Annotated in this window: 11 protein-coding genes; 8 read left to right on the forward strand and 3 right to left on the reverse strand. The window is 36.3% G+C overall.

Annotated features, from left to right (window positions below; genetic code table 11):
- The first annotated feature begins 91 nt into the window (after window positions 1-91).
- Window positions 92-721: an amino acid ABC transporter permease gene (locus tag HMPREF2811_RS07320; RefSeq protein ID WP_071408773.1), complete on the forward strand. Its 630-nt coding sequence runs from the start codon at window positions 92-94 to the stop codon at window positions 719-721.
- A gap of 3 nt (window positions 722-724) precedes the next feature.
- Window positions 725-1,399, forward strand: a complete 675-nt coding sequence (locus HMPREF2811_RS07325) for an amino acid ABC transporter ATP-binding protein (protein WP_071408774.1) — start codon at window positions 725-727, stop codon at window positions 1,397-1,399.
- A 429-nt stretch (window positions 1,400-1,828) separates the two neighbouring features.
- Here the strand turns inward: HMPREF2811_RS07325 and HMPREF2811_RS07330 are convergent, their stop codons facing one another.
- The gene (locus HMPREF2811_RS07330; RefSeq protein ID WP_084802055.1) at window positions 1,829-2,098 is read right to left on the reverse strand and encodes a thioesterase family protein; all 270 of its coding nucleotides are present in this window, start codon (window positions 2,096-2,098) and stop codon (window positions 1,829-1,831) included.
- A gap of 171 nt (window positions 2,099-2,269) precedes the next feature.
- On the opposite strand from HMPREF2811_RS07330, the gene HMPREF2811_RS07335 reads away from it, so the two are divergent.
- Window positions 2,270-3,073, forward strand: a complete 804-nt coding sequence (locus HMPREF2811_RS07335) for an alpha/beta hydrolase (RefSeq protein WP_071408775.1) — start codon at window positions 2,270-2,272, stop codon at window positions 3,071-3,073.
- A gap of 871 nt (window positions 3,074-3,944) precedes the next feature.
- On the opposite strand, the gene pdxS is transcribed toward HMPREF2811_RS07335, so the two are convergent.
- Entirely contained in the window at window positions 3,945-4,802 is an 858-nt protein-coding gene (gene pdxS, locus HMPREF2811_RS07340) for a pyridoxal 5'-phosphate synthase lyase subunit PdxS (protein ID WP_071408776.1), read from the reverse strand.
- 134 nt (window positions 4,803-4,936) lie between these two features.
- Here pdxS and HMPREF2811_RS07345 point away from each other — a divergent pair, with 134 nt between their 5' ends.
- Window positions 4,937-6,325, forward strand: a complete 1,389-nt coding sequence (locus HMPREF2811_RS07345; RefSeq protein WP_071408777.1) for a MocR-like pyridoxine biosynthesis transcription factor PdxR — start codon at window positions 4,937-4,939, stop codon at window positions 6,323-6,325.
- A 192-nt stretch (window positions 6,326-6,517) separates the two neighbouring features.
- Window positions 6,518-6,799 carry a hypothetical protein gene (locus HMPREF2811_RS07350; protein WP_071408778.1) on the forward strand — a complete coding sequence of 94 codons (282 nt, stop codon included), beginning with the start codon at window positions 6,518-6,520 and terminating at the stop codon, window positions 6,797-6,799.
- Between the two features lie 241 nt (window positions 6,800-7,040).
- Here the strand turns inward: HMPREF2811_RS07350 and HMPREF2811_RS07355 are convergent, their stop codons facing one another.
- Window positions 7,041-7,316 (reverse strand): hypothetical protein, encoded by a 276-nt coding sequence (locus HMPREF2811_RS07355; protein WP_066124534.1) that lies wholly within the window; start codon window positions 7,314-7,316, stop codon window positions 7,041-7,043.
- Between the two features lie 153 nt (window positions 7,317-7,469).
- Between HMPREF2811_RS07355 and folD the strand changes: the two genes are divergently transcribed.
- From folD to xseB, 3 genes are read left to right on the forward strand one after another with little or no spacing between them, the layout of a single operon-like run.
- A complete protein-coding gene (folD, locus tag HMPREF2811_RS07360) occupies window positions 7,470-8,339 on the forward strand; it encodes a bifunctional methylenetetrahydrofolate dehydrogenase/methenyltetrahydrofolate cyclohydrolase FolD (protein WP_210386559.1) in 870 nt (289 codons plus the stop codon).
- 15 nt (window positions 8,340-8,354) lie between these two features.
- Window positions 8,355-9,704 (forward strand): exodeoxyribonuclease VII large subunit, encoded by a 1,350-nt coding sequence (gene xseA, locus HMPREF2811_RS07365; protein WP_071408780.1) that lies wholly within the window; start codon window positions 8,355-8,357, stop codon window positions 9,702-9,704.
- A complete protein-coding gene (gene xseB / locus HMPREF2811_RS07370) occupies window positions 9,705-9,944 on the forward strand; it encodes an exodeoxyribonuclease VII small subunit (RefSeq protein WP_066124527.1) in 240 nt (79 codons plus the stop codon).
- Window positions 9,945-10,122: the final 178 nt, after the last annotated feature.

Here is a 10,122-nt window from a genome sequence, read left to right on the forward strand (position 1 = left end):
TAGGCAAGAGTTAATTTTCTTTGGGTTAGCTGGACTACAGCGTTTAATGGTGGTTAATAGTAGATAAAATTTAAGACTAGGAGCAATTAAGATGGGGATAGAATGGTTAGAGCCACTAGGACGAGGCTTTAGTGTGACGTTACAATTTTTCGTGATTACTTTGGTATTAAGTTTACCTTTAGGATTATTATTAGCGGTTTTGAATCGTTATTTACCCAAGTGGTTACAAGCACTCATGCAAGTCTATATTTATGTTTTTAGAGGGACACCTTTATTACTGCAAATGATGTTTGTCTTTTTTGGACTTCCCTTAATAGGAGTGGTGTTGGATCGTTTTGAATCAGCCGTTTTAACACTAGTCTTAAATTATACTGCTTATTTTATTGAAATTTTTCGTGGAGGCATTCAAACAGTGCCTATTGGTCAATTTGAGTCGATTAAAGTTCTTTCGATTTCGCCACTAGCTGGATGGCGTAAAATCATTTTACCGCAAGTATGGCGCATTGTGATGCCATCAATTGGAAATGAGGTTATCACTTTAATTAAAGATACTTCTTTAATCTATGTTTTAGGTTTAGAAGAATTATTAAAAGTCGGTAAAGCTTTGTCCAATCAACAAGCATCCTTATTACCGTATGTTTATGTGGGGATTATCTATTTAATCTTTACCGGCGTGACGACTGTTATTTTGAAACAAATCGAGAAGAAAATGGGGGTGTAAGTTATGACATTAATTGTAAAAAATCTAAGTAAAAGTTTTGGCACCCAATTGATTTGTCAAAATTTTAATTTAATGATGCAACCAGGCGACCTCACTTTATTAGTAGGCGAGTCGGGGAGTGGAAAAACGACCATCTTACGTATGTTAAATGCTTTGGAGACAGCGGATCAGGGCACGATAGAGTTAGCAGGTTATGATTTAATTTCTGAAAATGGTGAACCTAGTAAAGCCGAACAAAAAAATTATCAACGAGCGATAGGGTTAGTATTTCAAGATTACCAATTGTTTCCACAAATGACCGTCTTAGAGAACTTATTATTTGCACCCAAAGTGAACAAGTTAGCTCCCCAAAAAGAGTTAACAGTAGCAGCGATTAGCTGGCTAGAGCGCTTTGGTTTAGCGGATAAGTGCGATGTTTATCCCTCAACTTTATCGGGAGGACAAAAACAACGAGTGGCGATTATTCGTGCGATGATGATGCGCCCGCAATTATTATGTTTTGATGAACCGACTTCAGCTTTAGATCCAGCGAATACATTAGAATTTTCGAAACTCATTGAAGAACTGCGACGAGAAGGTGTTATGGTGTTAATCGTGACCCATGATATGACACTCGTAGAGTTAGTGCAAGAAAACGCACAAATTATTACTAATAAAGAATTCATCCAATCGAATTAAGGGAGTGGGCAAGAAGCAGAAAATCAGTTGGTTTTCGCTTCGTCGGCCTACCCCCGCAAAGTTGGGAGTGGACCAGAAGTAGAAAATCGGATGATTTTCACTTCGTCTGTCCACCCCCGCACAGTTGAGTAGGCATCGAACAAGTCATTAAGACGCAGGTTGATACCACTCAACCACTGCGCTCTTAATGAATAAGCACTAGTTTGACTGAATTTTTCAAGATTATTCCCAGCTACTTTAAGACGCAGGTTGATACCACTCAACTACTGCGTTGTTATTCAACGATCAATAAGTTGATTGAATTTATCAAATTTATGCCTTACTTCTTTAAGACGCAGATTGAGACCACTCAACCACTGCGCTTTTTATTAACGAACAATAATCTTAACTAACTTTATCAAGTTTATGCCCAGCCTCGACCGGACTCACTTACAGACGCTCCATAAATTTTGTTTCATCTACAATGACACGTGTATGCGTTGCACGAGCAATTTGCTTCTTTGAATCAAAAGCTTCTAATTCAAATTCAAAGCGACGATTCATTTGTTTGACAGTTGTAATCTTGATTCTAACCTCATCACCAATCAGGGTAGGGGCTAGGTGGTCAACGTTAATTTGTGAACCAACAGTGGTCATGCCTTCAGATAATAATTGTTGACAATATAAATAACTGATATTTTCTAAATAGGCTACTAACATCGGGTACTTAAAACATTCATACCACCTGATCCCATGTTGTGAGCAGAATGTTCCTCTTGTACTGAATAATGTCTTTCAAGTGTCATTTTTATTATCTCCAATCTAATCAATTTGTATGCAGTTTCATTATTATCATTGTATACTAAAAATAGTAGAAAAGGGGAGTGAATTATGAATTTACAAGAACATTATTTATATCAAGCTTATTATCAAGAAAATAGACGAATTCGTGTCTGGTTACCAGAAGCATATCAAGCGAGTGTCACCGAACGTTTCGGGGTACTATATTTACATGATGGGCAAAATGTCTTTGTTGACGAAGAATCGTACGTTGGTCATTCTTGGCGAGTGATTGAAGCGTACAACGAGCATCATCATCGTCCTCCAATGATCATTGTCGGCATTGATAATCATCCTGAAAAAAGACTAGATGAATATTCACCTTGGCAACTTGATTCAACACATCACAGTCAAATGACAACAGCAGGAGGCGACGGTAGTCATTATGGCGAATGGCTTGTGAAAGTTGTGAAACCTTTCATTGACCAAGAATATCGCACTTTAGTGGAGGCAGAACATACCTGGTTAGCGGGCAGTTCAATGGGCGGTTTGATTACGGCTTATCTGGCAGCTAAATATCCAACTGTCTTTGGAAAAATCGGTGTTTTTTCTTTAGCTTCATGGTTTAATGAAGGGGAATTTTTAGAGTTTATCAAGGGACATCCCTTAGCTAAAAATACGAAAGTCTATCTTCAAGTAGGAACGGAGGAGACCGATGGTTTAGCTGACCCTGAATTAGAACAAAGGCGGAATCAACAATATGTAGATTGTTCTTTAAATTACTATGCAACTTTATTGGCTCAAGGTGTACCGATTGAAAATACTTGGTTACGGATTATGATTGGAGAAAAACATCATGAACAATATTGGGCCCAACATTTTGGTGAATTTATCGATTTTATGTCTGCCAAATAGTTAAATTTTATTTTTGTATCTGGAGGCTTCCTTTCATTGACGGGAAATTTTTTCCCTACCACGATTTTTAAGTCCATACAATAAAACTTCAAAAGATGTTTGATAGTGAGTCATTTAATGGGTGAGGTTAGCCACCAATAGCGTGGTAAATTTAATTATTGAGCCAATAGACTTAACGAAGCAAGTGACACTCTTAAGAAAGCAAGTAACGAATCAACTAGCATGCGATTTAATTCCGGATGTTTTTTGATTTATGATGATAATTGTTTGTGAAATCAATTTAAAAACCCACTTCATCTGAGAATTTTGCTAAGATTATTTTCATTCACAAGCTCGTGTCTCATTTTGAGACATATTTTGCTTAATTATTAAGAATATATAAAGTTTAGCGGATTATTTTTCTAAATTTTATGAAAATGAAAATAACACTCAAAAAGGGCCGTTTTCGTGTCTCATTTTGAGACACCGTGAAAATTTATGAAAACAAAAAATTGGATAATTTGCCTCTATTTTGATGTTATAGTGCGTTTTGAATGCTTACATTGTTCAATTACTTTTCAGATGAAAATATCTGAACGCATTTTGAAAATGAAACATTGTGAAATGAGCAATCATTAGTTTTTCCTTCTTTAGGTTATAAGCTATTTTGCCCATAAATCTTATCGTTATTAATCCATTTCTCTATCAGACTTTTAGTAGAAATCCTATATCTATTCGCTAGTGCTATATAACTTCATATTCCTTCAAAATATTCTTCCATAACATGTAGTTTAAATTTGTAACCATAAAATGCCCCCCATAAAGTTAGTTTTTAACGCAAACTTTCGGGGGGCACATCATCACTGACTTTTGAAACACTTGCTTTTAATGATTAACGGTTAGACATGATGACTTTAATTTCGTCTTCATTAATACCTACAATCGCTTCGCCTAAATCAGTTGAGACTTCAGCTAATTTGGCAGCATCTTTATAATTGGCTACTGCTTCAACTATGGCTTTGGCACGTTTTTCTGGATTACCTGATTTGAAAATACCTGAACCAACGAAAACTCCTTCAGCACCTAATTGCATCATTAAAGCCGCATCCGCAGGTGTTGCTACCCCGCCAGCTGAAAAGTTTAATACAGGTAATTTACCCGTATCATGGACTTGCTTTAATAAATCATAAGAGACGCCTAATTCCTTAGCATGGTTAAAGAGCTCATCGTCTTGTAGCGACACCACATAGCGGATTTGTTCATGGATTTTTCTTAAGTGACTAACCGCTTGACTGACATCCCCCGTTCCGGCTTCACCTTTAGTACGAATCATTTTAGCCCCTTCTTGAATACGGCGTAAAGCTTCACCTAAATCTCTAGCTCCACAAACGAAAGGTGTCTCAAATTGTTGTTTATTAATATGATAAACATGATCAGCTACTGATAAGACTTCTGATTCATCGATATAGTCAATTTGTAAACTTTCTAAGATTTGAGCTTCGACAAAGTGACCAATTCTTACTTTCGCCATGACTGGTATCGAAACTGCTGCTTGAATTTCTTTTATCATTCGAGGGTCACTCATCCGACTAATACCACCAGCAGCTCGAATGTCTGCAGGAACTCTTTCTAAAGCCATGACCGCTACGGCACCTGCTGCTTCAGCAATTTTTGCTTGTTCCACATTTACCACGTCCATGATGACGCCACCCGCTAATTGTTTATGTACTTCTTCAATTGATAATTTCATCTTGTTTGCTCCTTTATAAATAATGTCTCCACTTTAACATTCTTTTGGATGTTTCTTAAGATGCAAAAATAAATATTTTTATGGGTCCAGATAGTTTTTTGTTGTATAATGGATGAGACGAGAGGAGGAAAAACATGTTTACGGTGAACTTTAACGAAGACCAACACCTGTACTTACAAATAGTCGATGAAGTCATCCGGCAAATTGCCCAAGGACATTTAAAAAGTGGTGACCGACTTCCTTCACGGCGAGCTTTGGCAGATCATTTAAAAGTCAGTCTTAATACGGTCATTAACGCTTATGACCAACTGACAGATGAAGGTTATATCGTGCCGAAGGAAAGATCTGGTTATTATGTAGATTTACTAGAAATTGATATGCTACCTTCTGAGGAAATTGAGACAAAGCCACTAAAACACGAGGACTCTATCATAAGTAAATCCCGCCAATATACTTATGATTTTCACTTTGCCAACCGTGATATGGCTACTTTAAATCCTAAACAATTATTGCAGTATGCACCCGAAGCGCTAGCAAAAAGCGTAGTTAATTGTAATTTAAAAGATGACTTGGGAGCTTTCTCTTTACGTTTGGCTATTGCTGATTATTTACGTAAATACCGAGGAGTGATGACTTCACCTGATAATATCATCATTACAGGGGGGCATACGGCTAGCTTACAGACTATATTTGCCTTATTAGAAGATGGGATTTATGCCTTAGAAGATCCTGGTTATTATAAAAATTTAGATTTGTTTACAGATTATCAGCAAAAGACTATTCGAATTCCGATTGATAAATATGGTTTCTCGGTTAAAGATTTGGAGACTACCTCCGCTAACATCGTGATTACTACTCCCAATCATCAGTTTCCCACTGGCATTATCATGGGGATGCGTCGACGTCAGCGTTTATTAAAATGGGCCTATCAGGCAGAAAACCGTTATATTATTGAAAATGACTACTATAATGAGTTCCGCCTTAAGGGCCGTCCTGTTCCTGCTTTGACCAGTCTGGACGACCAAGGGCGAGTCATATTATTAGGGGCTTTTCGTCAAAGTATGGGGTCAATTTTTAAGCTGTCATATTTAGTTTTACCCAATCAGTTAATGAAAAAATTCCATCAAGCTAAATTAAAAACCAATGATATTTCTAGCTTTGAACAATATTTAATGACTGATTTTCTCAATTCTGCTTATTTTCCTAAATATATTAATAGCCTGCGAACTAATTACCGTCGTAAGGAAAAAGCGGTGCTAGCAGCGCTTCACCAAACCCAACTCCCCCTAACCATTAAGGAAGCAGGGGCTGGACTTTTCTTCATTATTACCTTTGAGGGCGAGATTCCACCGACTGACGTGATTCAAGCTAGGCTAGCTGAAAATAAGATTCGCTTACAACCGGTCAACCACTATGCTCAATTAAAGAATCGGTTCGATAAAAGTTATATTTTAGGTTATGGTGGGCTAGAGCTTGATGAAATTGATCAAGCTATTCAAGCTTTAGTTACTATTTTTAAATAAGATAAAGTCCTTATAATTGCGTAAAAGCAAAACATCATTTAAAGTTTTTTTACTGTATAATGTTTTTAAATAAAAACACATTATTAAAAGTTATTAAAAAGCATTGCATTTCCCTTAAATTTCCCAGTTGTTTTTAATTTTATTATCATGTAGAATATAATAAAATAAAAGTTATCTTGTATAGGAGGAAAAATGAAACTGATATTAACATTTAAGAAAGAATCAGACGAACTGAAAAGAATAGTAGTTCCAATGATTACTATTATTACTGCTCTAAGAAACGCCATTGATACTGATTCAGACATGGTAGAAAATCCCGCTATTTTTGAAGATGATAAAATAATCATGGAGATGTTTTGGGGAAATAAAGTTTCAGAAGAACAAGAAAATAATTTTAAAAACAGAACATTAAATGCATTACGCTATATTTTTTCAGAGGCTGGAATAGAAAATTATGAAATTAAATGGTTTTAGAAAAATATAACATTCCTACATTACCTAGTTTTATTTATTTTTCCAGAAGATGTGTGAATTAATAATACAACTTCAGCTTTATACCTTCATTGAATCGTAATTAATAAAGCTAACACTTTTTAATAGTTAATGAAAAATCATTAAAAACTCGTACTTTGTTTTGCAATAAAAGCAGGCACAAGGTACGAGTTTTTTGAAGTAGAGTCAGACTTTTGGTAGGCGATGAAATAATGAGTGTTATTTAATCGTTCGGCCATTCAATCGTATAATAACCTTCTTCTTCACATAGTGTTAAAGGCATATTGGTGCGATAAAGTGAACCGTTTTTATCTTGTTCTAAATACATCACAAAATCTTTAGGATAAATTGAGAGTAATTTCGAATAGAGATTATCTTGGTCAATAATGATGGTTTTGATTTCTTGATCGGTTTGGAACCAATCGGTTTTCAAATGGAAAAAAGCACCCGGTGAGATAAATGTTTCATATTTAAGGATTGAAATGATTGACTGCTTCATAAAAAACTTCCTTTCACTATTAGTATGTATATTATATCACAAACTAAGCAGTAGATTAAGCGCTTTATTAAAAATGACAACATTGAAAAATGAAATATTACCCTATATCGTGTATAATATGACTTAATGATTATAAAAAAAGAGGTGCTTTATTTGACCATATTACTAAGCGGAACTAAACGTTCAAAAGAATTGTTAACCATCTTCCAAGAAAAAACGCAAAAATTAAAAGATCATCATCAAGTGACGCCAAAATTGGTAGTAATAACGGTTGGTGAAGACCCAGCTAGCCAAGTTTATGTCGGCCAAAAGGAAAAGAAAGCTCATCAAATCGGCTTTGATTTTGAATGGGTAAAATTCCCTGAGACGGTACCAGAAACCGAATTAATCGCTAAAATAGATGAATTAAATGCCGACTCAAAAGTGAATGGGATGATTGTTCAATTACCTTTACCTCAACATTTAGATGAACGTAAGATGATTGAGCGCATTAGCCCAGACAAAGATATCGATGGGTTCCATCCCTATAATTTAGGAAAATTAATCGCCAATCAAGCGACAGTAATTCCGTGCACGCCTAAAGGAATTTTGAATTTATTAAAAGCCCAAGATATTACTTTGTCAGGAAAAAATGTTGTGATCATTGGGCGCAGCTTAATCGTTGGTTTACCATTACAAATGCTTCTAACACATGAGAATGCAACTGTTACTGTTTGTCATACTAAAACGAGAGATTTAAAAGCTCATACTAAACAAGCGGATATTATCGTCGTGGCGGCCGGTAAACCGGGACTCTTAACGAAGGAACATATTCAATCAGGTGCAGTTGTTATTGACGTCGGGATTAATCGTTTACCTGATGGCAGTTTAGCGGGAGATGTTGCATTTGAAGAAGTTGAAGACATGGTCAGTGCCATTACGCCCGTTCCAGGTGGTGTGGGACCGATGACGGTTGCGATGTTAATGGAACAAACATTGGAGTGTGCTTGTCGTCAACATGATATTGATTATCAAACGCTTTAGAAAGTAGGTGTTCTTTTGAACGAAAAATATTTAACGGTCAAAGCCCTCACTCAATATTTAAAACGAAAGTTTGATGTTGATCCTCACTTACAAAGAGTTTTTGTTGTGGGAGAAGTATCGAATTTCAGGATGCGACCGAATGCTCATCAATATTTTAGTTTAAAGGACGATGGTGCCGTAATTAATGCGGTCATGTTCAAACATGCCTTTAATAAACTTCCGTTCAAACTTGAAGAAGGAATGAAAGTCCTTGCGGTCGGGCGAGTCGGTTTATATGAAAAAAGTGGCCAATATCAAATCACCATTGAAAACTTGCAGCCTGATGGGGTAGGAGCACTTTACCAAGCTCTAGAACAGCTGAAAGAGAAATTTAGAAAAGAAGGTTTATTTGATGTTTTAAATCGACCGATTGAAAAATTTCCTAAAAAAATTGCGGTAATTACGAGCCCAAGTGGAGCGGTCATTCGCGATATTTTAACAACGATCAAACGGCGCTATCCGATTGTTCAAGTAACGGTCTTTCCAACCAGGGTACAAGGACAAGAAGCAGCCGGTGAAATTGCGGCAGCCTTTGATAAAGTCAAAAACTTAGCCAGTGAGTTTGATACGGTGATTCTCGCGCGTGGTGGAGGCTCAATAGAAGATTTATGGCCGTTTAACGAAGAAGTTGTAGCAAAAGCCATATTAGATTGTCCGATACCGGTCATTTCATCCATCGGTCATGAAACAGATACGACGATTGCTGATTTAGTAGCTGATTTAAGAGCACCAACTCCAACAGCAGCTGCGGAAATGTCAGTGCCCGTTATGACTGATATCTTAGCCTATTTAAATGGTCAATCCGAACGATTGATCTATGCCATTAATGCCCAATTTAAACATAAGCAAAAACGCTTATCAAATGTCCAGCAATCTTATATTTTGACCCAACCGGAACGGTTATATCAAGCCTACACTCAACAACTGGATAATTTAACAACGGCTTTATGGCAACATCAACAAAAATATTTGCAAAAGCAACGACATCAAGTAGAGTTAGCGAGTCAAAAATTAGGATCGGCTTCGCCAGCCTATCGAATTAATCAGCAAAGTCAATTGGTAGAGCGGATGACTGAACGCATGGCTTATTCGATGCAACTCTTATTAAATAAAAAAGAACATCAGTTTAAGCAAGGAGTCGTCCAACTCGAAGCCTATAGTCCCTTAAATATTTTAGCTAGAGGCTATTCGGTTGTGTCTAAAGATGGAAATGTCGTTAAATCAGTCGAGCGCTTAGAGCAGCAAGATGATGTTGAAATACGACTATTGGATGGCAAGATTAATGCAACTGTTAATTCTATTGAACAAATTAAAGGAGATAAATAAATGGCAACTAAAAAAACAGCAAAGCAACCAGAAAATTTTGAAGCCGCATTAACACAATTAGAACAAATTGTGCAACAATTAGAACGTGGTGAATTACCCTTAGAAGAAGCTTTGGCATCTTTTAAAGAAGGAATTGAATTGAGTCAATATTGTCAAAAAACATTGACTGAAGCAGAACAAACCGTCGCTAAAATGATGACACCACAAGGTGAAGTGAATTTAGACGCAGAAGAAATATAATTTCCCTTAAGCTAGGCAAAAAGCATATCGTTTTTTTGCTTAGCTATTTTTTTATAAAGAAATAGCATAAGGCTAGGGAAAAATTAATTATAAACAGGGTTAGTTTCCTTATACATTGGAGAAGTGATTAAGACGAAGCGAAAATGATATAAAAGTTACAATAAGATTACCCAATTTG

The sequence above is a fragment of the Globicatella sp. HMSC072A10 genome, assembly GCF_001811625.1.
Classification (GTDB): Bacteria; Bacillota; Bacilli; order Lactobacillales; family Aerococcaceae; genus Globicatella; species Globicatella sanguinis.